Source organism: Streptomyces sp. NPDC029151, from assembly GCF_055564315.1.
The window spans coordinates 1-22297 of the sequence record NZ_JBVHWQ010000016.1; the positions used below are offsets into that span (position 1 = coordinate 1).

16 protein-coding genes and 1 pseudogene are annotated in these 22297 nt (G+C 72.2%); 3 read left to right on the forward strand and 14 right to left on the reverse strand.

Translation table 11 applies throughout. The annotated features are described in order from the left end of the window. From ACZ4VF_RS36035 to ACZ4VF_RS36060, 6 genes and pseudogenes are all read right to left on the reverse strand, one after another. A pseudogene (locus ACZ4VF_RS36035) lies at window positions 1-94 on the reverse strand (TetR family transcriptional regulator); the annotation flags it as partial. Window positions 95-196: 102 nt separating this feature from the next. Beyond that, the gene (locus ACZ4VF_RS36040; RefSeq protein WP_467931331.1) at window positions 197-328 is read right to left on the reverse strand and encodes a hypothetical protein; all 132 of its coding nucleotides are present in this window, start codon (window positions 326-328) and stop codon (window positions 197-199) included. A gap of 319 nt (window positions 329-647) precedes the next feature. Beyond that, the gene (locus ACZ4VF_RS36045; RefSeq protein ID WP_467931333.1) at window positions 648-1208 is read right to left on the reverse strand and encodes a GNAT family N-acetyltransferase; all 561 of its coding nucleotides are present in this window, start codon (window positions 1206-1208) and stop codon (window positions 648-650) included. A 625-nt stretch (window positions 1209-1833) separates the two neighbouring features. Continuing rightward, on the reverse strand, window positions 1834-2766 hold the full coding sequence (locus ACZ4VF_RS36050) for a hypothetical protein (protein WP_467931334.1): 933 nt from the start codon (window positions 2764-2766) through the stop codon (window positions 1834-1836). A 287-nt stretch (window positions 2767-3053) separates the two neighbouring features. Continuing rightward, window positions 3054-4685: an L-glutamate gamma-semialdehyde dehydrogenase gene (pruA, locus tag ACZ4VF_RS36055; protein WP_467931335.1), complete on the reverse strand. Its 1632-nt coding sequence runs from the start codon at window positions 4683-4685 to the stop codon at window positions 3054-3056. Window positions 4686-4724: 39 nt separating this feature from the next. Then, on the reverse strand, window positions 4725-5651 hold the full coding sequence (locus ACZ4VF_RS36060; RefSeq protein ID WP_467931336.1) for a proline dehydrogenase family protein: 927 nt from the start codon (window positions 5649-5651) through the stop codon (window positions 4725-4727). A gap of 165 nt (window positions 5652-5816) precedes the next feature. On the opposite strand from ACZ4VF_RS36060, the gene ACZ4VF_RS36065 reads away from it, so the two are divergent. Next, window positions 5817-7097 (forward strand): PucR family transcriptional regulator, encoded by a 1281-nt coding sequence (locus ACZ4VF_RS36065; protein WP_467931338.1) that lies wholly within the window; start codon window positions 5817-5819, stop codon window positions 7095-7097. Window positions 7098-7274: 177 nt separating this feature from the next. On the opposite strand, the gene pdxR is transcribed toward ACZ4VF_RS36065, so the two are convergent. Continuing rightward, window positions 7275-8684, reverse strand: coding sequence for a MocR-like pyridoxine biosynthesis transcription factor PdxR (gene pdxR / locus ACZ4VF_RS36070; protein ID WP_467931339.1), 1410 nt, complete (start codon window positions 8682-8684; stop codon window positions 7275-7277). Window positions 8685-8731: 47 nt separating this feature from the next. On the opposite strand from pdxR, the gene ACZ4VF_RS36075 reads away from it, so the two are divergent. Next, window positions 8732-10033, forward strand: coding sequence for an MFS transporter (locus tag ACZ4VF_RS36075; protein WP_467931341.1), 1302 nt, complete (start codon window positions 8732-8734; stop codon window positions 10031-10033). Here the strand turns inward: ACZ4VF_RS36075 and ACZ4VF_RS36080 are convergent. Further along, window positions 10020-10604: a TetR/AcrR family transcriptional regulator gene (locus ACZ4VF_RS36080; RefSeq protein ID WP_467931342.1), complete on the reverse strand. Its 585-nt coding sequence runs from the start codon at window positions 10602-10604 to the stop codon at window positions 10020-10022. The two genes, ACZ4VF_RS36075 and ACZ4VF_RS36080, sit on opposite strands and share 14 nt — an antisense overlap. A 96-nt stretch (window positions 10605-10700) precedes the next feature. On the opposite strand from ACZ4VF_RS36080, the gene ACZ4VF_RS36085 reads away from it, so the two are divergent. After that, window positions 10701-12215: an MFS transporter gene (locus ACZ4VF_RS36085; protein WP_467931343.1), complete on the forward strand. Its 1515-nt coding sequence runs from the start codon at window positions 10701-10703 to the stop codon at window positions 12213-12215. A gap of 78 nt (window positions 12216-12293) precedes the next feature. Here the strand turns inward: ACZ4VF_RS36085 and serA are convergent, their stop codons facing one another. From serA to ACZ4VF_RS36115, 6 genes are all read right to left on the reverse strand, one after another. After that, a complete protein-coding gene (gene serA, locus ACZ4VF_RS36090; RefSeq protein ID WP_467931345.1) occupies window positions 12294-13883 on the reverse strand; it encodes a phosphoglycerate dehydrogenase in 1590 nt (529 codons plus the stop codon). Between the two features lie 227 nt (window positions 13884-14110). Beyond that, window positions 14111-15109, reverse strand: a complete 999-nt coding sequence (gene ilvC / locus ACZ4VF_RS36095; protein WP_467931346.1) for a ketol-acid reductoisomerase — start codon at window positions 15107-15109, stop codon at window positions 14111-14113. A gap of 118 nt (window positions 15110-15227) precedes the next feature. After that, a complete protein-coding gene (gene ilvN / locus ACZ4VF_RS36100; RefSeq protein WP_121786755.1) occupies window positions 15228-15752 on the reverse strand; it encodes an acetolactate synthase small subunit in 525 nt (174 codons plus the stop codon). A gap of 20 nt (window positions 15753-15772) precedes the next feature. Then, window positions 15773-17623, reverse strand: a complete 1851-nt coding sequence (locus ACZ4VF_RS36105; protein ID WP_467931347.1) for an acetolactate synthase large subunit — start codon at window positions 17621-17623, stop codon at window positions 15773-15775. Between the two features lie 243 nt (window positions 17624-17866). Beyond that, window positions 17867-20875, reverse strand: a complete 3009-nt coding sequence (locus ACZ4VF_RS36110; protein ID WP_467931348.1) for a putative bifunctional diguanylate cyclase/phosphodiesterase — start codon at window positions 20873-20875, stop codon at window positions 17867-17869. A 385-nt stretch (window positions 20876-21260) separates the two neighbouring features. Next, a complete protein-coding gene (locus ACZ4VF_RS36115) occupies window positions 21261-22238 on the reverse strand; it encodes a 2-hydroxyacid dehydrogenase (protein ID WP_467931350.1) in 978 nt (325 codons plus the stop codon). Between the last annotated feature and the right edge of the window lie 59 nt (window positions 22239-22297).

Sequence of the window (22297 nt, forward strand, 5' to 3'; positions counted from 1 at the left end):
ACTCCAGCGCGGCCCGGTCGGCACCGCCCTGGCTGGAGATCCGCATGCCGCCGATCGCCGCGTTGACGAAGCGGGCCAGCGCTCCGGCGTCCCGGGGGGGGGGGGGGGGGGGGGGGGGGGGGGGGGGGGGGCGCCCCCCCCCCCCCCCACCCCGACGGGTGCGGCTCCCGGCTGGTGGTCGCGGCCGGCGTCCGGCTCAGTGGCCGGTGGCGCCGCCGTTGTCCCGGCGGTCCAGGGCGCGCTGGAGCGCGGCGGCGGCGTTCTTGCGGTCGGACTCGCTCGTGCGGGGCGTGTGACGGACTCGGCGGCGGACGGTCGTCTCGGCCATGGCAATCGACTCCTTGGGCTTGCGTGGAGCACGGCAGTGAGGGGTGACGAGACGCCGGAAGGGGCGGGGAGCGCTCGGCCGCAGGGGTTGCCTGCACGGGGCCCGGCTCACGACCGCCGTTCGCTGGATGGAGCGAGACGTTCGGCTCCTTTCAAATTAAGGGAGCGGCCCGCGTCTGTCTGCCCCATTACTCGGACTTCCTACTATCTGAGACGGCGGAACGGGTCACACCCCGCTGAACTGGGCGTTCGTGCGTTCGTGCGTTCGAGGGAAGCCCCGCCCGTGCCGTGCGAACGCCCGTGCGCCGCCCGCGCGTTCGTCAGGTGACGTCGCCGTCCCGCCAGTCGAGGACCAGTTCCCCCGCCGGGTCCAGCGCGCCCCGCACGTACACGCCGCCCTCCTCGTCCGGCAGTCGTACGATCCCGTCCGGCGAGAGGGCGTGCACCGGGCCGGGCCACTGCCGCCAGCCACGGGCGGTGTACAGCAGGGCGCCCTCGTCACTGGCCGAGAGCGCGCCGAGGTCGTAGGCCCGGTCGACCACCCGCTCCAGTTCGGCCATCACCCGCCCGCCGAGCCCCGTCCGCCGCACGTCGGCCCGTACGGCGACGGCCTCCACGTACCCGGCGCGCAGCCAGCGTCCCCCGTGCCGGACCCGGCGCATCACCAGCGCCCCGTGGGCGGCGAGCCCGCCCCCGTCCCGCACCAGCACGTGCAGGCCGCCGAGCCCGTGCTCCCAGTCCTCGTCGGAGAAGTCCCCGTCGAACGCGTCGTCCAACAGGACGCGGACGGCGCGGAGTTCGGCGGGGTCCAGGTCGGCGGTGTGGGCGAGACGGAGTCGAGAAGTCATGCCCCCAGTATCACGCCTAACCCTTGAAATCATCCTGACCGGTTAGCCATATCTCCTGCACGGCTTCCCGGGCAGCTCGCACATGTTCCGGGACCTCATCCCGCTGCTCGCCGACCGGTACCGGGTGGTTCACCCGGCTGCCCCGATCGGCCTGCGGCTCGCGCTCGCCCACCCCGGCCGGGTCACCGCGATCGTCACGCAGAACGGCAACGCCTACGAGGAGGGGCTCGGCGCCGGGGCCCCGGTGCCGGCGCTGATCGAGAAGCGCACGCCGGAGACCGAGGCGCCGGTGCGGGAGATCTACACGCCGGACGGCGTCAGGTGGCAGCGGAAGGCGCCCTCGCCTTCCGCCGGGACCTCCCGGAGGCGGAGATCCACCTGCTCCCCACGGGCCACTTCATCTGGAGACCCACGCCGGCCGGATCGCCTCACGGATGACGGACTTCCTCACCCGCGGACTGCCCTGACCCGACCGGGCTCCAGGCGGACCCGTTCAGCGCGCACGCCAAGTGCATACAAATCCGAATGCGCTCCTCCGGCGAACAGTCGGAGAGAACGGCCCTCAGCTGTCGCATGATCAGCAGATCACGGCATACCTTCGCCAGCGCCAGCAGAACGCCGAGCAGCAGCACCAAGGCACCGACCATTTCAAGGGCTGTCACCGGTACCGCCTACGGATCTCGGTGGCAAGTGCCGCAAGACTGAAATCACCCACTCCTCGTCGGCACCAGCTGGCCCGCAGGCATCTCAGAACAAGCGAGGCGTCACCGAGATCGATCCGCTCGGGGTGGGGTTCGCGGTGGTCACTCGGGCTGCTGTCGACACCCTCCCGTTCCGCCGTCATACCGCTTCGGCGCAACGCGTCGGCGACGTCTGTGGCAGGCACCCCGCAGCACCACTCGATGACGATGTCAAAGGTGTGGTGCGTATAGGTGTTGGCCCAACCATGAGAGCGGGCTGCCGTATTGATCAGAAGAGGTCTGCGAAGCACCCGGCTGAACAGCAGATCACGCGCGGCGGCCCGGGGGCGCGTCCTCCTGTCGCTCATCCACTCGGCCAGCTCTTCACCCTCGGGACGAGAGAGCCGGGTCGGCGCGTCGGCCCAGATACGAGTGATGCCCCTCTCACGGCCGGGCAACGACGGCTGCCACCCCGGGTCGTCATGCCTCAGACGGACCACCGCCGAACTGGCCGTGTCGACCAGTGCCCATGCCCCGTGCCGGCGTTCCAGCCGCAGCCCCGGAACGCCACGGAGCCCTCCGTAGAGCGCGTCGAAGCGCGGCAGCAGTGCGGCCACCACGACGTTCGCCATCGTGGGATGCACAGAGAGCGTGAGCGCGTCACCGTCCGGGAGAACCCCTTGGACTCCCAGAACGGCGCCGTCGAGCTGGCCATCACGAAGAGGACCGGTCAACGTGTGCGCGATCAGCGCCTCGAATCGCCGCTGTTCCGGAGAGCACGCGTCGGGCACAGGCAGCCGCCGAGAGATACGGCCGGCGTGGGCCCATTCCCAGCAACGGTTGTACGACACACCGGTAGCACGGCGGCAGGCTCGCGCAGCACGTCCGAAGTTGTCCTGCTTCTTGGACATACGTCCTCCTGCGACCTCCCGGCATGGTCACTGAGGAGATGCGTACATCCTGACGGCTTCCGTGGAGTACAGGTGGGTTCGCGAGAGCCCTTCGATCCCCTCGAGGTTGCCGGGACCCCGAGTGCAAGGAGCACGTCTGCCTGCCGACGCCGTTCCAGAGTAGCAAGGGAACGGTGTGCCGGGCCGGACTTCGTTCGGCTGAACTCGGCGCTCGGGGTGGAGATGGCGACGGGCCGGGAAGCCCGCTCGGCGGCAGGCTTCCCGGCCCGGGTCCGGGGGGCCGGGGATCAGCCCATGTGCGGGTACGCGTAGTCGGTCGGCGGGACCAGGGTCTCCTTGATGGCGCGGGTCAGGGTCCAGCGCTGGAGGTTCTGGGGGGCGCCGGCCTTGTCGTTGGTGCCGGAGGCACGGCCGCCGCCGAAGGGCTGCTGGCCGACGACGGCGCCGGTCGACTTGTCGTTGATGTAGAAGTTGCCGGCCGCGTAGCGGAGCTTCTCCATCGTGTAGGCCGCCGCCGCGCGGTCGTTCGCGATGACGGAGCCGGTGAGGGCGTAGTCCGAGACCGACTCCATCTGGGTCAGCACCTCGTCGTACTTGTCGTCCTCGTAGACGTGGACCGCGAGGATCGGGCCGAAGTACTCCGTCGTGAAGACCTCGTTCTCCGGGTCGGTGCACTCGATGACGGTCGGACGGACGAAGTAGCCCACCGAGTCGTCGTAGCTGCCGCCCGCGACGATCGTGCAGGACGGGTCCGTCTTGGCGCGGTCGATCGCGGCCTTGTTCTTGGCGAACGCGCGGTCGTCGATCACGGCGCCGATGAAGTTCGACAGGTCGGTGACGTCACCCATGGTCAGGTAGTCGACCTCGGCCGCGAACTCCTCCTTGAAGCCGGAGTTCCAGATGGAGGCCGGGATGTACGCGCGGGAGGTGGCGCTGCACTTCTGGCCCTGGTACTCGAAGGCACCCCGGGTGAGGGCGGTCTTCAGGATCGCGCGGTCGGCCGACGGGTGCGCGACGAGGAAGTCCTTGCCGCCGGTCTCGCCGACCAGGCGGGGGTACGAACGGTACTTCTCGATGTTGGTGCCGACCGTCTTCCACAGGTACTGGAAGGTCTTGGTCGAACCGGTGAAGTGGATGCCGGCCAGGTCGCGGTGGTTCAGGGCGACCTCGGAGACCGCGATGCCGTCGCCGGTGACGAGGTTGATGACGCCCTTGGGCAGGCCCGCCTCCTCCAGCAGCTGCATGAGGAGCACGGCCGCGTGGGTCTGCGTCGGGGACGGCTTCCAGACCACCACGTTGCCCATCAGGGCGGGGGCGGTGGGCAGGTTGCCGGCGATCGCCGTGAAGTTGAACGGCGTGATCGCGTAGACGAAGCCCTCCAGCGGGCGGTGGTCCAGGCGGTTCCACACGCCCGGGGAGTTCGCCGGGGGCTGCTCGGCCAGGATCTGGCGGGCGTAGTGGACGTTGAAGCGCCAGAAGTCGACCAGCTCGCAGGGCGTGTCGATCTCGGCCTGCTGCGCGGTCTTGGACTGGCCCAGCATCGTGGAGGCGGCGAGGGTCTCGCGCCAGGGGCCGGCCAGCAGCTCGGCGGCGCGCAGGATGATCGCGGCGCGGTCGTCGAAGGACATCGCGCGCCAGGCCGGCGCGGCGGCCAGGGCCGCGTCGATGGCGTCCTGCGCGTCCTGCCGGGTGGCGTGGCGGCCGGTGCCGATGACGGCCTTGTGGTTGTGCGGCTGCACGACCTCGAACGGCTCGCCGCCGCCCAGCCGCTTCTCGCCGCCGATCGTCATGGGCAGCTCGATCGGGTTCTCGGCCAGCTCCTTGAGCTTGACCTCCAGCCGGGCGCGCTCGGGCGAGCCGGGGGCGTAGCCGTGCACCGGCTCGTTGACGGGGGTGGGGACCTGGGTCACAGCGTCCATGAGATCCGTAACTCCTTGTACGTGAGCGGGTGTGCGGGCTCAGCCCTTGCTGACCATGGAACGGAGGAAGAACCGGAGGTTGGCCGGCTTCTCCGCCAGGCGGCGCATGAAATAGCCGTACCAGTCGGTGCCGTAGGCGGTGTAGACACGCATGCGGTGGCCCTCGGCGGCGAGCCGCAGGTGCTCCTCGCCGCGGATGCCGTACAGCATCTGGAACTCGTACTCGTCGAGCTTACGGCCGGCCTGGTGGGCCAGCTCCTGGGCGATGGCGATCAGGCGCGGGTCGTGCGACCCGATCATCGGGTAGCCCTCGCCCTCCATCAGGATGCGCAGGACCCGGACGTACGCCTTGTCGATCTCGTGCTTCTGCTGGTAGGCGACCTCGGCGGGCTCCTTGTAGGCGCCCTTGACCAGGCGCACGCGGCTGCCGGACTCGGCGAGGCGGCGGGCGTCGGCCTCGGTGCGGAACAGGTAGGCCTGGATGACGCAGCCGGTCTGCGGGAAGTCCTTCCGCAGCTCCTCGTGGATGGCGAACATCGAGTCGAGGGTGGTGTGGTCCTCGGCGTCCAGGGTCACCGTCGTACCGATGGCGGCGGCGGCCTCGACCACCGGGCGGACGTTGGCGAGGGCCAGCTCGTGACCACCGGGCAGGGCCTGGCCGAACATCGACAGCTTGACCGACATCTCGACCTTCTCGCCGAGCTCCAGCTCCTTGAGGTGGTCGATCAGCGTGAGGTAGGCGTCCCGGGCGGCGGTGGCCTGCTCGGGGGTGGTGATGTCCTCGCCGACGACGTCCATCGTCAGCTCCAGGCCCTTGGCCGTCAGCTCCTCGATGATCGGCACGACGTCGGCCACGGTCTCGCCGGGGATGAAGCGGTCGACGACCTGCTTGGTGACCGGGGCCGCCGAGATCAGGCGTCGCATCCGGTCGCTGCGCGACGCGGCGAGAATCACGGGACCCAGCACGGGGCACCTCCACAGACAAGCACCGAATTCGGCCGTCACCCGACGATTCGGGTACGGCACGGAGAACCACCGTGAAACCTATGGATCTCTTTGATCGTCGGCCATCGACAGCTGTCACGCATCCGTGCCCGGGATCTCAGACATCTGTATGAAGGCGGCGGGGACATGGGGGAGAATGCCCGGGTGGCGGCTGAATTCAAGGCGGACTACCAGGAGCTGGTGGACGAGATCTCCGAGCTGCTGGGGGTGCCCGCGACCCTGGAGAACCGCGACTTCGAGCTGATCGCCTTCGGGGCCTACGACAGCGAGGGCGAGCTGGACCCGTCCGCGCTGGACCCGGTGCGCACCCGCTCGATCCTGACCCGGCGCTCCACGGCCACGGTCCGGGCCTGGTTCGAGGGCTTCGGCATCACCCGCGCGACCGGTCCGGTCCGCATCCCGGCGAGCACCGAGGCGGGTGTCTACCGCGGCCGGATCTGCCTGCCCGTCCGGCACCGGGGCGTGGTCCTCGGCTACGTCTGGCTGCTGGACGGCGACCCCGGGCCGACCGACGCCCAGCTGGCCGCCGCCATGGGAGTCGCCGGGCGGATCGGCGCGCTGCTCGCCGACGAGGCGGAGGCCGGGGCGGGGCTGAGCCGTGAGCTGCGGGCGGTGCTCACCGCGGAGAGCGGCTGGCAGCGGGACATGGCGGTGGCCGAGCTGCGCACCGCCCTGGGGCCCCGCGCGGACGGCCCGCACACCCTGGTCTGTGTCGCGCCCTGGCCGTCGGCCGACCCGGACGACGCCCCGGCCGCCCGGACGATCCCGCACGCCACGGCGCTGTGCACGCTGCCGTGGGGTGCGGCCGGACAGAGTCTCGCCCTGCTGGTACGGCTGCGGACCACGGAGACGAGCACGCCCGCGGTGGCGGCGGCCACCCGGCTGCTGAAGGAGGCCGAAGCGGCGCGCGGGGCGGCGGGGGGCACGGCACGCGGGACCGGGGCGCGGGTGGCGGCGGCGGTCGCCGCGGGGTTCACCCCGGGCGCCGCGGTCGCCGGCTGCGCCGCCGGGGTCGGCGAGCCCCGCACCGGACTGGCCGAGCTGGGCACGGTCTGGCAGGAGGCGGCGGCCGCGGCGCGGGCCGCGCTGGCCGAGCCGCGGTACGGGCCGGTCGCCGAGTGGGCGCGGATCGGGGCGTACCGGCTGCTGACCGCGCTGCCGCCGGAGGCCGCGCACGACCGCGTGGTCGGCCCGCTCCTCTCCCCCGCACACCGGGAGCTGGCCCGCACGGCCGAGGTCTACCTCGACTGCGCGGGCCAGGCCGGGCGCACGGCGTCCGAGCTGGGCATCCACCGCCAGACGCTCTACTACCGCCTGTCCCGGGTGGAACAGCTGACCGGCCTGGACCTGGACGACGGCGAGGACCGGCTGCTGCTGCACATGGCGCTGAAGCGGGCGCGACTGTGACCTGCCGGCGGACCGGCGACGGCGGGGCCGCGCTCCGTGCCGGGGTGCGCGGGTCCGGCCGGGGCGCCGAAGCCGGTGAGGACGGCGGAGCGCTTGGTGACGCCGGGGCCGGGGCCCGTTCGCGCGGACCACGGGACTGCTGCCGCGTGCCGGGCGGCCGTCCGTGACGGGGTGCGGTCAGCCGAGCAGGTCCCCGACCCGCGCGATCCCCTCCGCGATCGCGCGTTCGGGCACGTCCCCGAAGCCCAGGACGAGGCGTGCCGGGCCGGCCGACGGCCGGGTACGGCAGGCGCTCATGCCATACAGGCCGACACCGCGGGCCAGGGCCGCGCCGATCACCGTGTCCTCCTCGGCCCCGTCCGGGAGGTGGGCCACCGCGTGGAAGCCGGCGGCGAGCCCGGTCAGCCGTACCCGCGGGGCGTGCTCGGCGAGGGCCGCGACCAGGGTGGCGCGACGGGCCGCGTAGGTGGTGCGCATGCGGCGCAGGTGGCGGTCGTAGCGGCCGGACTCGATGAGCAGGGCGAGCGCCAGCTGGTCGAGGGTGGGCGTGCCGCGGTCGGCGATCCGCTTCGCCTCCACCAGACGGGGGGTGAGCGCGGGCGGGCTCAGCAGCCAGCCGATGCGCAGGGCGGGGGCCAGGGACTTGCTGACCGTGCCGATGGAGATCACCCGGTCCGGCGCGAGGCCCTGGAGCGCGCCGACCGGCTCCCGGTCGTAGCGGAACTCGGCGTCGTAGTCGTCCTCGATGACGTGGGCGTCCCGGCGCAGCGCCCACGCGGCCAGGGCACGGCGGCGGGCCGGCGCCAGTGCCACACCCGTCGGCCACTGGTGGGCCGGGGTGACGACCACGGCCGTGGCCCCGGTCGCCTCCAGCGCGGTCACGTCGAGGCCGTCCGCGTCGACCGGGACCGGGACCGCGCTCAGGCCCGCGGCGCGGGCGGCCGCCGTCACGGTGGCCGGGGCGCCGGGCTCCTCGTGGGCGACGGCCCGCACCCCGGCCCGGGCCAGGACCTGGAAGGCGAGGGACAGGCCCTGTGCGTAGCCGGACACGACGACCGTGTACGCGGGGTCGGCGGCGGCGGCGCGGACCCGGCGCAGATAGGCGGCGACGATCTCGCGGAGCGCCCGGCTGCCGCGCGGGTCGCCGTAGTCGAGGTCCGCGGTCGGCATGGTCCGGGCGGCTTCCCGGACCGCCCACAGCCAGTCGCCGCGCGGGAAGGAGGCCAGGTCGGGGACGCCGTGCCGGAAGTCCGCGATCAGTCGCGGCGCGGCCGCGGGGGGCGTGGGCGGCGGTGCGGCGGCGGGCTGCGCCGGCGCGGAGGGGGCCACGCGGGTGGCCGAGCCGACGCGGGTGACGAGGTATCCCTCGGCCTGCAACTGGGCGTAGGCGTCCTGGACCAGGCCGCGGGAGAGGCCGAGGGCGCGGGCGAGTTCCCGGGAGGACGGCAGCCGTTCGCCGGGCCGGAGCCGTCCGGTGCGGATCGCGTCCCTCAACTGCCGTTCCAGCTGGGCGCGCAGCTGTTCGCCGCTGCCGCGGTCGACCGACAGCAGCAACTCGGGGGACAGACCGGCCCACTGCACAGGCATGGAATTGGAGCTTACCGGGGGTCCGGTCGCCGCCTAGCGTCGGCCTCATGACGAACTCCCCGTCCCGAGAGGCGACTTCGGCCGTACGGCCGCCCCTGATGACCCGCGCACTGGCCCTGCGGTTCGTGAGCATGGTCGGCGCCTCGGTGAGCTTCCACCTGCTGCTGTCGGCGGTGCCCGCGCACGCCGGCCGGGGCGGGGCGGGGCTCGCCACCGGCGCGTTGATGCTGACCACGGTGCTGGGCGAGCTGGCCGCGCCCCGGATCGTCGCCCGGTACGGCACCCGGGGGCCGCTGGCGGCCGGGCTGTTCCTGCTGGGCGCGCCCGCGCTGCTGATGCCCCTCTCCGCCGCGCTCGCCTGGACGCTGACGGTGTGTCTGGTCCGGGGGCTGGGGTTCGCGCTGACGATCGTCGCGGGGGGCGCCCTGACGGCGGCACTGATCCCGGCCGAGCGCCGGGGCGAGGGTCTCGCGCTGGTGGGCGTGGTCGGCGGGATCCCGTCCCTGGCCGCGCTGCCGCTGGGCCTGTGGCTGTCCCACCAGGTGGGGTTCGCACCGGTCGCGCTGGCGGCCGGGGCGGCGGCGCTGGCCGCGGTGCCCACGGTCCCGGGGCTGAGGGGGACCGCGGACGGTGTCGGCGCGCCGGACGGCCACGGAGGCGGATCGGCGGCACCCACCGCGCCAGGGCCGGTGGACACCGCGAACGACCGCGGCGCGCCGGGCGCGACGGCGGCGTCCCGGGACGCCGGCCGGAAGAGCCTCGGCATGGTCGCCGCCCTGCGTTCGGCGCCGCTGCGCCGGCCCTCGCTCGTCTTCGGCACGACCGCGCTCGCCGCCGGTGTCCTGGTGACGTTCCTGCCGCTGGCCGTGGCGCCGGCGGCGGCGGGCGCGGTGGCGGTGGCGCTGCTGGTGCAGCCCGCCACCACCACCGCGGCCCGCTGGGCGGCGGGCCGGTACGGCGACCGGAAGGGCTCCGGGCGGCTGGTGCTGCCCGGGCTGCTGGTGTCGGCCGCCGGGATGCTGCTCACCGCCGCGACCTCCAGCGCGGTCGCCGTCGTCGCCGGTGCGGCGGTGTTCGGCACGGGCTTCGGCGTCACCCAGAACGCCACGCTCGCGCTCCTGTACGGCAGGGTCTCCCGCGCCTCCTACGGCACGGTGACCGCCCTGTGGAACCTCGCCTACGACGCCGGCATGGGCGCGGGAGCCGCGGTGTTCGGTGTCCTGGCCGGGCGCACGGGATATCCCTGGGCGTTCGCGCTGACGGCGGCCGTGATGCTGGGCGCGCTGGCCCCGGCGGTACGGGACCGGCCGGTGCCCGGCGGACGCGGGGACCGGGTCAGTCCTCCGTGACGTCCCCGATCACCCGCCGCAGCCCCTCGGTGAGCTGGTCGGCGGTGGTCGCGGAGTCGGGGTCGAAGAGCCACTGGACCATGAGCCCGTTGAGGAGGGTCTGGTAGAGCCGGCCCTCGGTCTCGACCGTCTCGGGGTCGAGGTCCGCCTCCGGGACGCCGGTGAACATGGCGGCGAGGCCCGCGCGCCCCTCGCGCTGCGCCTCCGCGAGGAGCTTGCGCACCTCCTGCAGCCGTTCGTCCTGGAACATCAGCTCGAAGCTGAGCAGCCAGATCGGCCGGGATTCGGGCACCGTGCGGATGACCGCGGCCCACACCTCCCGGAAGCGCTCCAGGGAGCCCGGGGGCTGTGTCACCTCCGCGCCGAACCCCGGGTCGAACCGCTCCCCCACGCCCTCGATCAGCGAGATGTACGCCTGCACCAGCAGCGCGTCCTTCGAACCGTAGTGGTAGCCGATCGACGCCAGGTTGGTGCCCGACTCCTTGACGACGTCCCGCGCGGTCGTCCGCAGGAAGCCCTTCTCCAGCAGGCAGCGCTTGGCGCCTTCGAGCAGATCTTCACGGTGTCCCATGCCGTCACCCTACCCAGGGTCCATACGACCGTCCTAGACAGATGACCTATACAAACGTTCTAGACAACTGTTTAAGACGCTCGTACAGTTCTAGGCATGACGATGAACGCGACGAGCACCGCCACCCCCGTCCGCGCCGGACGCCGCGCCTGGACCGCGCTCGGCGTGCTGATGCTGCCGCTCCTGCTGGTCTCCATGGACGTCTCGGTCCTGTACTTCGCGACCCCCGCGATCAACGCGGACCTGCGTCCGAGCGGCACCCAGCAGCTGTGGATCTTCGACATCTACGGCTTCGTGCTGGCCGGCCTGCTGATGACGATGGGCTCGCTCGGCGACCGCATCGGCCGCCGCAGGCTCCTGCTCATGGGAGCGGCGGCCTTCGGCGGGGCCTCGCTCCTCGCGGCCTACGCCGACAGCGCCGAGACCCTGATCGCGGCCCGCGCGGTCCTCGGCATCGGTGGCGCCACCCTGATGCCGTCCACGATGGCCCTGCTGCGCACGCTGTTCACCGACCCGGCCCAGCGGGCCAAGGCGATCGGGCTGTGGTCCGGCGTGATGACCGGCGGGATCGCCCTCGGCTCGGTGATGAGCGGCGTCCTGGTCGAGCACTTCTGGTGGGGCTCGGTCTTCCTGGTCAACCTGCCCGCGATGGCGCTGCTGCTCGTCCTCGGCCCGGTGCTGCTGCCCGAGTCGAAGAACCCCGCGCCCGGCCGGTTCGACTGGCTCGGCGTCCCGCTCTCCCTGGCCGCCGTGCTCCCCGTGGTCTACGGCCTCAAGGAGATCCCCTCCGAGGGCTGGCACCCGCGGTACGTCCTCTGCGTCACCGTCGGCCTGCTCTTCGCGGCCCTCTTCGCCCACCGCCAGCGCACCGGCACCTCACCGCTGATCCCGCCGTCGCTGTTCCGGGGCCACGGCTTCACCCCGGCGCTGGTGCTGACCCTGGTGTGCGCGTTCGGGATGATGGGCTCGGCCGTCTTCACCACGCAGTACCTGCAGTCGGTCCTCGGCAAGAGCCCGCTGGAGGCGGCGCTGTGGAGCCTGCTCCCGTCGGTGCTCATCGGCATCGCGGGCCCCGTCACCGCCCAGCTCGTCCAGCGGGGCGTCCACCGCGGGCACGTCGTCGCCGCCGGCTTCGCGGTCGGCGCCGCCGGCTACGGCCTGCTGTCCCTCGCCGGCACCGACTCCCTGTGGCTGGTGCTGACCGCGGCGGGCGTCCTCGCCTGCGGCGCGGTCATGGTGATGTCCCAGCTGACCGACCTGGCGATGAGCGGGGCGCCGGTGGAGCGGGCGGGCGCCGCCTCCTCCCTCCTGGAGACCGGCACCGAGTTCGGCGGCGCGCTGGGCATGGCGGTCCTGGGCTCGATCGGTACGGCCCTCTACCGCCACGCGATGCCGGACACGGCCCCGGCGGCGTCCCGGGAGACCCTGGGCGGGGCACTGGCCGACGCGGCGCACGCGCCCGGCCGGGACGGCGCGTCCCTGCTCGCCACGGCGCGGGAGGCGTTCACCGGCGGGATGCAGGGGGCGGCGATCGCGGGCGCGGCGGTGCTCGCGCTGGCCGCGGTGGCGGCGGGGGTGACGCTGCGGAAGGCGGAGGTGCCGGACGCGTAGGGAACGACGAGAACGCCGAGAACGCCGGGCGGGCTGACGGAAGTCAGCCCGCCCGGCGTTCTCGGGGAAAGGGGAGGATCAGACGAGGTTCACCGACCGAGCCGACGTGGCCCCGATCTCGGAGGCGACCTCGGCCAGGACGCCGGCGCCCACCGTGTCGTCCACGGTCAGCACGGCGAGCGCCTCGCCGCCCACCGCCGCGCGGGCGACCTGCATGCCGGCGATGTTGAGGCCGGCCTCGCCGAGGATGCGGCCGACGGTGCCGACGACACCCGGACGGTCCTCGTAGCGCAGGACGACCATGTGGTCGGCGAGGGCCAGGTCGACGTCGTAGTCACCGACCGCGACGATCTTCTGGACGTGCTTCGGGCCGGCCAGCGTGCCGGAGACCGACACCTCCTCGCCGGTGCCGAGGGTGCCGCGCACGGTCACCACGTTGCGGTGCTCGGCCGACTCGGAGCTGGTGGTGAGACGGACCTCGACCCCGCGCTCCTGCGCGAACAGCGGAGCGTTGACGTAGGACACGGTCTCGTCGACGACGTCCTCGAAGACACCCTTGAGCGCCGACAGCTCCAGCACCTTCACGTCGTGCTGGGTGATCTCGCCGTAGACCTCGACGTCGAGGCGGACCGCGACCTCTCCGGCGAGCGCGGTGAAGATCCGGCCGAGGCGCTCGGCCAGCGGCAGGCCCGGCTTGACGTCCTCGGCGATGACACCGCCCTGCACGTTCACCGCGTCCGGCACCAGTTCGCCGGCGAGGGCGAGGCGGACGGACTTGGCGACGGCGATACCGGCCTTCTCCTGCGCCTCGTCCGTCGACGCGCCCAGGTGCGGGGTGCAGACGACCTGGTCCAGCTCGAAGAGCGGGGAGTCGGTGCAGGGCTCCTTGGCGTACACGTCGAGGCCGGCGCCGGCGACCCGGCCCTCCTTCAGCGCCGCGAACAGCGCCGCCTCGTCCACGATGCCGCCGCGGGCGGCGTTGACGACGCGCACGGTCGGCTTGACCTTGCGCAGCGCCTCGTCGCCGATGAGGCCGAGGGTCTCGGGGGTCTTGGGCAGGTGGACGGTGATGAAGTCGGAGACCTCCAGCAGCTCGTCCAGGGAGAGCACCTTGACGCCCATCTGGGCGGCCCGCGCGGGCTGCACGTAGGGGTCGTAGGCGACGACCTTCATGCCGAACGCGGACATGCGCTGCGCGACGAGGGCACCGATGCGGCCCAGGCCCACGACGCCCAGCGTCTTCTCGGCGAGCTCGACGCCCGTGTACTTGCTGCGCTTCCACTCGCCGTTCTTGAGAGCGGCGTTGGCCTGCGGGATGTTGCGGGCGGTGGCGAGGATGAGACCGCAGGCCAGTTCGGCGGCGGTCACGATGTTGGAGGTCGGGGCGTTGACGACCATCACGCCGGCCTTGGTGGCGGCGGAGACGTCGACGTTGTCCAGGCCGACACCGGCCCGGGCGACGACCTTGAGCTTCTTCGCGGCGGAGATGGCCTCGGCGTCGACCTTGGTGGCGGAGCGGATCAGGATCGCGTCCACGTCGGCGATGGCCGGAATCAGCTCGCCGCGGTCCGCTCCGTTGCAGTGCCGGATCTCGAAGTCCGGACCGAGTGCGTCGACGGTGGCGGGCGACAGCTCTTCAGCGATGAGTACGACAGGTTTCGAGCTCACGTGAGTCCTCACATGTGCGATGCGGACGGCCGTCCCGACGGCCGCAGGCGGAGGAGGGGGGCTAGCCGCGGAAGACGCACGACGCTGTGGGCCTGACGCGTGTTGTGCAGCAGTGTAGTGCTGAGGCGGGGGTCGTATTACGCCTCTGCGGAAGGATCACCCGTCCGGGGCTGGACGAGGTGGACAACAGGGGCCGGAGCAGTGCGCCCCGGCCCCTGTCGAACGGCTTACGCCTCCTCGTTGACCCAGCTCATCAGCTTGCGCAGCTGCTTGCCGGTGGTCTCCAGCAGGTGCTCGGAGTCCTGCTGCTTGTACTCGTTGTACTTCTTCAGACCGCCGTGGTACTCGTCCATCCAGTTCCGGGCGAAGGTGCCGTCCTGGATCTCGGCGAGGACCTTCTTCATCTCGGCCTTGGTGGCGTCGGTGATGATGCGCGGGCCCGTGACGTAGTCGCCCCACTCGGCGGTCTCGGAGACCGACCAGCGCATCTTCTCCAGGCCGCCCTCGTACATGAGGTCCACGATCAGCTTCAGCTCGTGCAGGCACTCGAAGTAGGCGATCTCCGGCTGGTAGCCGGCCTCGGTCAGGGTCTCGAAGCCCGCCTTGACCAGGGCCGCGGTGCCACCGCACAGGACGGCCTGCTCGCCGAAGAGGTCGGTCTCGGTCTCCTCGGTGAAGGTCGTCTTGATGACGCCGGCGCGGGTGCCGCCGATGCCCTTGGCGTACGACAGGGCCAGCGCGAAGGCGTTGCCGGAGGCGTCCTGCTCGACGGCGGCGATGCAGGGAACGCCGCGGCCCTCCTCGTACTGACGGCGGACCAGGTGGCCCGGGCCCTTCGGGGCGACCATGGCGACGTCGACGCCGGCCGGGGGCTTGATGAAGCCGAAGCGGATGTTGAAGCCGTGGCCGAAGAACAGCGCGTCGCCGTCCTTCAGGTTCGGGGCGATGGACTCCTCGTAGACCTGGGCCTGGATGGGGTCCGGGACGAGGATCATGATCACGTCGGCCTCGGCGGCGGCCTCGGCCGGGGTCACCACGCGAAGACCCTGCTCCTCGGCCTTGGCCTTGGACTTCGACCCCTCGTGCAGACCGACACGCACGTCCACACCGGAGTCACGCAGCGACAGGGCGTGGGCGTGGCCCTGGCTGCCGTAGCCGATGACCGCGACCTTGCGGCCCTGGATGATGGACAGGTCGGCGTCGGCGTCGTAGAACAGCTCGGCCACTTTGGGTTCTCTCCTTGTGTGCAGGTGGTGCGTCCCACCGTATGACGGCGGGCGGGCAGGAAGTTCGGGGGTCTCGGCATACGGGCGGCCGTGGTGCGCCGGCCGCCCGTTCTCAGTCTTACGCCGTCCGGTCGAGAGCGCGCAGCGACCGGTCCGTGATCGAACGGGCACCGCGGCCGATCGCGATCGTGCCGGACTGCACCAGCTCCTTGATGCCGTAAGGCTCCAGCATCTTGAGCATCGCGGACAGCTTCTCGCCGGACCCGGTGGCCTCGATGGTCACGGCCTCCGGGGAGACGTCGACGGTCTTGGCGCGGAACAGCTGGACGATCTCCACGATCTGGGAGCGGGTCTCGTTGTCGGCGCGGACCTTCACCAGGACGAGTTCGCGCTGGACGGCCTGTCCGGGCTCCAGCTCGACGATCTTCAGCACGTTGACGAGCTTGTTGAGCTGCTTGGTCACCTGCTCCAGCGGGAGCTCCTCGACGCCGACCACGATGGTGATGCGGGAGATGTCGGGGTGCTCGGTGACGCCGACCGCGAGCGAGTCGATGTTGAAGCCGCGCCGGGAGAACAGGGCGGCGATGCGGGCGAGGATGCCCGGCGTGTTCTCCACCAGGACGGAGAGCGTGTGCTTGGACATGTCTAAGGGGTCTTCCTCGCTCAGTCGTCTTCGTTGTCGCCGAAGTCGGGGCGGACGTCCCGGGCGGCCATGATCTCGTCGTTGGAGGTGCCGGCGGCGACCATCGGCCAGACCATCGCGTCCTCGTGGACGATGAAGTCGACGACGACCGGGCGGTCGTTGATGGAGTTCGCCTCCGCGATGACCTTGTCCAGGTCCTCCGGGCGCTCGCAGCGCAGGCCCACGCAGCCCATGGCCTCCGACAGCTTCACGAAGTCCGGCACCCGCGTGCCCTTGGCCTCCGGGTTGACGTCGTCGGGGCCGCTGTGCAGCACGGTGTTGGAGTAGCGCTGGTTGTAGAAGAGGGTCTGCCACTGGCGGACCATCCCGAGGGCGCCGTTGTTGATGATGGCGACCTTGATCGGGATGTTGTTCAGGGCGCAGGTGGTCAGCTCCTGATTGGTCATCTGGAAGCAACCGTCGCCGTCGATCGCCCAGACCGTCTGCTCCGGCTGCCCGGCCTTGGCGCCCATCGCGGCCGGGACCGCGTAGCCCATCGTCCCGGCGCCGCCGGAGTTCAGCCAGGTGGCGGGCTTGTCGTACTGGATGAAGTGCGCGGCCCACATCTGGTGCTGGCCGACGCCCGCCGCGAAGATCGTGCCCTCGGGGGCGAGCTGCCCGACCCGCTCGATGACCGCCTGCGGGGAGAGCGAGCCGTCCTCCGGCTGGTCGTAGCCGAGCGGGTACGTCTCGCGCCAGCGGCTCAGGTCGCTCCACCAGGCGGTGTAGTCGCCCTGGTGGCCCTCGGCGTGCTCCTTCTGCACGGCCTGGACCAGGTCGGCGATGACCTCGCGGGCGTCGCCGACGATCGGCACGTCGGCGGCGCGGTTCTTGCCGATCTCGGCCGGGTCGATGTCCGCGTGGACGATCTTGGCGTAGGGGGCGAAGCTGTCCAGCTTGCCGGTGACGCGGTCGTCGAAGCGGGCGCCGAGGGCCACGATCAGGTCGGCCTTCTGCAGCGCGGTGACCGCGGCGACGCTGCCGTGCATGCCGGGCATGCCCAGGTGCAGCGGGTGGCTGTCGGGGAACGCGCCGAGCGCCATCAGGGTGGTGGTGACCGGAGCGCCGGTCAGCTCGGCGAGGACCTTCAGCTCGGCCGTGGCCTGCGCCTTGAGGACGCCGCCGCCGACGTACAGGACGGGCCGGCGGGCGGCGGTGATGAGCTTGGCGGCCTCGCGGATCTGCTTGGCGTGCGGCTTGGTCACCGGGCGGTAGCCGGGCAGGTCCATGGTGGGCGGCCAGGTGAAGGTGGTCTTCGCCTGGAGCGCGTCCTTGGAGATGTCGACCAGGACCGGGCCGGGGCGGCCGGTGGAGGCGATGTGGAAGGCCTGCGCGATGACCCGCGGGATGTCCTCGGCCTTGGTGACCAGGAAGTTGTGCTTGGTGATCGGCATGGTGATGCCGACGATGTCCGCCTCCTGGAAGGCGTCGGTGCCGATCGCCTTCGACGACACCTGGCCGGTGATCGCGACCAGCGGCACCGAGTCCATGTGCGCGTCGGCGATCGGCGTGACCAGGTTGGTGGCGCCCGGTCCGGAGGTGGCCATGCAGACGCCGACCTTGCCGGTGGCCTGCGCGTAGCCGGTGGCCGCGTGGCCGGCGCCCTGCTCGTGGCGGACCAGGACGTGGCGCACCCGGGTGGAGTCCATCAGCGGGTCGTACGCGGGCAGGATCGCGCCGCCGGGAATGCCGAATACCGTGTCCGCGCCGACCTCCTCGAGGGAGCGGATGAGGGACTGCGCACCCGTGACGTGCTCGACGGGGGCGGACTGCTGTCCTCCGGAACGGGGCCGCGGCTGCGGATGGTGGGCCCCGGTGGCCTGCTCGGTCATCGGCATTCTCTTCTCGATGCTGAGGGTTTTTGCGAGGTTCGGGCGGAGTGCACGCATTGCACGAAAGGCACTCGTGCAACAAAAAACCCCTCGTGCCGCAAGGCAAGCGAGGGGAGCGCGCCGGTGAGGTCGCTGGGGATTCCGGATCGTCCTCCGGTGGGTCCCAGCTCAGCCGACGCGCTGTCCAAGTACGAGAATTCGGGTGCGCATGGGACTGACCCTCCCCCCGGCACGCACCACGTGTCAAGTGGGTGGGACGGGCGTCTCAGAATGTGAACGAAGGGCACTCCCGCCTCCGATGACAGCAGACACACCCCCTGTGTACACCCGGGATCCCTTGCCCGCGAACGCCGGTTCGGCCGGGGCGTGCGGCACCGGATAGTGGCCGGATCCGAGCGCCCGGCGCAGCCGGTACTCGTCCAGCGGACCGGTGAACGCCATGCCCTGTCCGTGTGTGCAGCCCATCGCGCGCAGCGCGACCACCTGCTCGGGCAGGTCCACGCCCTCGGCCACCGACTGGAGGCCGAGATCGCCGGCGATCCGCAGCAGACCACTGGTGATCTTGTGCAGCCGCGCCGACTCCACCACGCCCTCGACCAGGCCGCGGTCGAGCTTGAGGATGTCCACGGGCAGCCTGCGCAGCGCCGTGATGGCCGCGTAGCCGCTGCCGAAGCCGTCCAGCGCGATCCGCACCCCGAGCCGGCTCAGCGCGGTCAGCCGCCGCTCCAGTTCGTCCAGCGGGACCCGGGGATCGGTGTCGGACAGCTCGACGACCAGCGCGCCGGGCGGCAGCCCGTGCCGGGTCAGCAGCGCCTCCACCGAGCCGAACGGCGTGGAGCGGTCCAGCAGCCGCCGGGCGCTCATCCGGACCGCCACCGGCACGACGAGCCCGGTCGCGGCCCGCTCGGCCGCCTGCTCCACGGCCTCCTGGAAGATCCACCGGTCCAGCTCGGCGGTCTTGTCGCCGTCCTCGGCCACCCGCAGGAACTCGGCCGGGGTGAACAGCACGCCCTGCGAGGAACGCCAGCGCGCCTGTGCGGAGACCGCCGTGATCCGGCCGTTCTGCAGGCACACCACGGGCTGGTGCAGCAGCGTGAACTCGCCGTCGTGGAGCGCGGCACGCAGGCGCGTGGCCAGCTCCGCCTTGCGGACGACGTCCTGCTGCATCTGCGGTTTGTACAGCTCGACCCGGCCCTTTCCGGCCGACTTCGCGCGGTACATCGCGAGGTCGGCGTTGCGCAGCAGTTCGCCCGCGCCGAGGCCCGGTTCGGCGAACGCGACGCCGATGGAGGCGTTGACCCGGACATCGTTGCCGTCGATGGCGTACGGCTGGGAGAGGGTCCCCCTGAGGCGGTCGGCCAGCTCCAGGATGTTCCGCTCCCGGGCGGCCCGGTCCCGGGTTCCGTCCCCGGCGATCAGGGCCGCGAACTCGTCACCGCCCAGCCGGGAGGCGGTGTCGCCCTGCCGGACCGCGTCCTGGAGTCTGCGGGCGGCCTGGATGAGCAGTTCGTCCCCGGCCTGGTGGCCGATCGTGTCGTTGACGGCCTTGAAGCCGTCCAGGTCGATGAAGAGCACCGCCGTACCGCGCAGGGCGGCGCCCCGGTCGGTGGCGCGGCGGCCGGACAGGGCCTGCTGCACGCGCCGGGTGAACAGCGCGCGGTTGGGCAGGTCGGTGAGCGGGTCGTGCTCGGCGTTGTGCTGCAACTGGGCCTGGAGGCGCACCCGCTCGGTGACGTCCCGGCTGTTGAAGATGAGGCCGCCGTGGTGCCGGTTGACGGTCGACTCGACGTTGAGCCAGCCGCCGTCGCCGGAGCGGAACCGGCACTCGATGCGCGTGGTGGGCTCCTCCAGCGGATTCGCGGCGAGGAATCGGCGCACCTCGTGCACCACGCAGCCCAGGTCCTCGGGATGGATGAGCGCGGCCAGCTCGGTGCCCACCAGCTCCTCTGCGGGCCGGCCGTACACCCCGGCGGCGGCCGGGGAGACGTACCGCAGGATGCCGTTGGGCGCGGCGATCATGATGACGTCGCTGGAGCCCTGCACCAGGGAGCGGAAGTGGTTCTCCTTCTGGGCCAGTTCCTGGGTGAGGGTGATGTTGTCCAGCAGCATGATGCCCTGCCGGATGACGAGCGCCAGCACCACGGCGCCCGCGGTGATCAGCACCACGTGGTCGGGCCTGCGGCCGTTCAGGACGTTGTACAGGATGCCCAGCGTGCACACGGCCGCGGCGAGGTACGGGGTGAGGGCGGCGAGGGAGCCGGTGAGCGGCCGGCCGGACGGGTACCGGCTGTGCTCGCCGCCGGGCGCGGGCAGCGGCGGGAGGTGGCCCGTGCTCCGCTGGCCCGGCACGTGCTCGTGCACCACGCGCGTGTGGCCCTCGGCCGCGCGTGCCCCCTGCGCGCTCCGGCGCCGTGGGGCGGCCCAGGGGGCGTAGGCGAGCAGCAGCGAACCGGCGAACCAGCCCGCGTCCAGCAGCTGCCCGGAGCGGTAGCTGCTGTGCAGCAGCGGGGAGGTGAACAGCGCGTCGCACATCACGGTGAGCGCGAGCGCGCCGATCGCGGTGTTCACCGCCGTACGGTTGCCCGGGGCGCGGCGGAAGTGCAGTGCGAGGACCATGCTGACGAGCGCGATGTCGAGCAGCGGGTACGCCAGCGACAGCGCGGCGTGCGCCACGCTCGACCCGTCGATGCGGGCGGCCTGGGCGAGCGCGAGGCTCCAGGAGAGGGTGAGCAGCGAGCCGCCGATCAGCCAGGCGTCCAGGCCCAGGCAGATCCAGCCCGCCCGGGTCACCGGCCGCTTGGCGAGCACCAGCAGGCCGACGATGGCGGGCGGGGCGAAGCACAGGAAGAACAGGTCGGCGTAGCTGGGGCTGGGCACGGGCCGGTCCAGCACCACCTCGTACCAGCCCCAGACCGCGTTGCCCAGCGCGGCCATGGTCGAGGAGAGGGCGAACAGCAGCCAGGCCGAGCGGAAGCGGACGCGCCGGCTGCGGGCGTACACGAAGCAGGAGACGGCGGCGGCGCCCGCCGCGGCCGTCAGGCCGAAGTCGCCCATGATCAGCGCGACTTCGTGCGTGCCCCAGTCGAACGCGGCTCCGACGGCGTAGGCCGCGCAGACCAGGGCGAGGACGAGTTGCTCCGCCAGCCGGGTGCTGTCGCCGGCGGCCGGCCGGCGGGGTGGCGGCGCCTCGTGCGGGTGCGGTGCGCGCACCGCTCCGTCGAGGGGGGTCGTGACCGAGGGCGGGGCGCTCACCGGGGCCTCCCGGTCTGCGCCGCTCCCGGGTCCCGACGGTCCCGGTGCGCTGGATGCGCGTGCCTGCGGCGGCCGCTGTGCCTGCGCTGCTGGTGACTGTGGTGGCTGGTGTGGTGGCCGCGCCTGCGCGCCGCCGTGCGCCAGGGTCGCCGTCGGCGGCTCCGCCGCGTCGGATCGTTCGTCCATAGGCCGTGCATCGCCCGTCGCCCCCCTCACGAATCTGAAATGTCCATCCCCGGCGCCGAACGGTCAGCGGCGCAGCCCCTGTCGGGACGATACACCAGGATCGTCACTCAGGGACATAGCTTCTCTACGCTCCGTGACGACCAGCGAGGATGCGGGTACGGGGTGCGCCCGAAAGGTTGCGGAGGGTGCCGGACGGGGCTTACCGCCCGGTTGCTCCCGCCGTTCCCGGCCCGGTCGTCAGGATCACGTTGCGCAGCGGCTCCTGGTTCACGTAGCGGGTCAACTGGTCGGCCAGCAGCCGCTCGGCACGCGGCAGGAAGGCCGAGGAGGGTCCGCCCACATGCGGGCTGATCAGCACTCCGGGCGCCTGCCACAGGGGGTGGCCGGGGGGCAGCGGCTCCGGGTCCGTCACGTCCAGGGCGGCGGTGATCCGGCCCCGTTCCAGCTCGGCGAGGAGCGCCTTGGTGTCCACGACGGCTCCGCGCGCGACGTTCACGAGCAGTGCGCCGTCCTTCATCCGGGCCAGGAAGTCGGCGTCGACGAGGCCCCTGGTGGCCTCCGTGAGCGGGGTGCAGACGATCACGACGTCCGCGTCCGGGAGCAGGGAGAGCACATCGGTGATCGGGTGCACAAGACCGCGCGCCGTGGTGCGCTGGGAGCGCGCGATGCGCGCCACCCGCGCCACCTCGAAGGGCACGAGCCGGTCCTCGATGGCGGCGCCGATGGCCCCGTACCCGACGATCAGGACGTTCCTGTCGGCGAGCGCGGGACGGAAACCGCCGGCCCAGCGCTGCTGTTGCTGGTCGCGGACGAACTGCGGGATGCCGCGCAGCGAGGCGAGGGTCAGGGTGAGTGCCAGCTCGGCGGTGCTCGTCTCGTGCACCCCGCGCGCGTTGCACAGCCGTACCCCCGGCGGGATCACCGACAGCCGGGAGGTGATGTCGTCCACGCCGGCGGTGAGCGTCTGGACGACCCGGACGTTCGTCAGGTGCTCCAGCGGCCCCACCCGGACCGACAGCCGCTTCATGTACGGCACCACGTACACGGCGCACTCCGCCGGGTCGCCGGGGAACGGCTGGCGGCCGTCGTCCCCGCCGTCCCAGAACAGGTACCGGAGCCCGTCGGGAAGCCCCTCGATCTCCTCGGGCGGAATGGGAAGCCAGACGTCTGAAGTCATGCCAGGAGGCTATGTCAGGCGCCCGTGCGCGCAGAGGTTAGGTTGGGGGCCGGGCAGAG

Bases quoted from the DNA above. Each gene is read 5' to 3' on its own strand.
- ACZ4VF_RS36080 (WP_467931342.1), bottom strand. From the start codon at position 10,604: ATGGGACACCGTGAAGATCTGCTCGAAGGCGCCAAGCGCTGCCTGCTG.
- ACZ4VF_RS36045 (WP_467931333.1), bottom strand. From the start codon at position 1,208: ATGATTTCAAGGGTTAGGCGTGATACTGGGGGCATGACTTCTCGACTC.
- pruA (WP_467931335.1), bottom strand. From the start codon at position 4,685: ATGGACGCTGTGACCCAGGTCCCCACCCCCGTCAACGAGCCGGTGCAC.
- ilvN (WP_121786755.1), bottom strand. From the start codon at position 15,752: ATGTCCAAGCACACGCTCTCCGTCCTGGTGGAGAACACGCCGGGCATC.
- ACZ4VF_RS36105 (WP_467931347.1), bottom strand. From the start codon at position 17,623: ATGACCGAGCAGGCCACCGGGGCCCACCATCCGCAGCCGCGGCCCCGT.
- pdxR (WP_467931339.1), bottom strand. From the start codon at position 8,684: ATGCCTGTGCAGTGGGCCGGTCTGTCCCCCGAGTTGCTGCTGTCGGTC.
- ACZ4VF_RS36040 (WP_467931331.1), bottom strand. From the start codon at position 328: ATGGCCGAGACGACCGTCCGCCGCCGAGTCCGTCACACGCCCCGCACG.
- ACZ4VF_RS36050 (WP_467931334.1), bottom strand. From the start codon at position 2,766: ATGTCCAAGAAGCAGGACAACTTCGGACGTGCTGCGCGAGCCTGCCGC.
- ACZ4VF_RS36115 (WP_467931350.1), bottom strand. From the start codon at position 22,238: ATGACTTCAGACGTCTGGCTTCCCATTCCGCCCGAGGAGATCGAGGGG.
- ACZ4VF_RS36085 (WP_467931343.1), top strand. From the start codon at position 10,701: ATGACGATGAACGCGACGAGCACCGCCACCCCCGTCCGCGCCGGACGC.
- ACZ4VF_RS36065 (WP_467931338.1), top strand. From the start codon at position 5,817: ATGGGGGAGAATGCCCGGGTGGCGGCTGAATTCAAGGCGGACTACCAG.
- ACZ4VF_RS36075 (WP_467931341.1), top strand. From the start codon at position 8,732: ATGACGAACTCCCCGTCCCGAGAGGCGACTTCGGCCGTACGGCCGCCC.